Below are 239 nucleotides of genomic sequence, written 5' to 3' on the forward strand. Positions count from 1 at the left end.
GTCGTGAGGAGTCAGCGAAACTGCTGCGGCTTGCGCGCGTGGTTGCGCGGGCTGCAGAGGTTTTTGAGGGTCTCGACCCAGCGCTCGCGTGGCTGAAGACCGCAACCTCCGCGCTGGACGGTGCGACGCCGCTTAGCCTCGTGGATACCGACATTGGCGCCGACAGTGTGATGGACACGCTCGGACGCATCGAGCATGGCGTGTTTGCGTGATGCTCACGGTATGGCGGGTAGTCACTG

1 protein-coding gene is annotated in these 239 nt (G+C 64.0%); it reads left to right on the forward strand.

Annotation, left to right across the window (positions count from 1 at the left end; all coding sequences use genetic code 11):
• The coding region (locus R0J92_RS26300) for an antitoxin Xre/MbcA/ParS toxin-binding domain-containing protein (RefSeq protein WP_411053854.1) at positions 1–212 on the forward strand (212 nt) is incomplete at its 5' end.
• Between the last annotated feature and the right edge of the window lie 27 nt (positions 213–239).

This window comes from Tritonibacter sp. SIMBA_163, from assembly GCF_046535935.1.
GTDB lineage: Bacteria > Pseudomonadota > Alphaproteobacteria > Rhodobacterales > Rhodobacteraceae > Epibacterium > Epibacterium scottomollicae.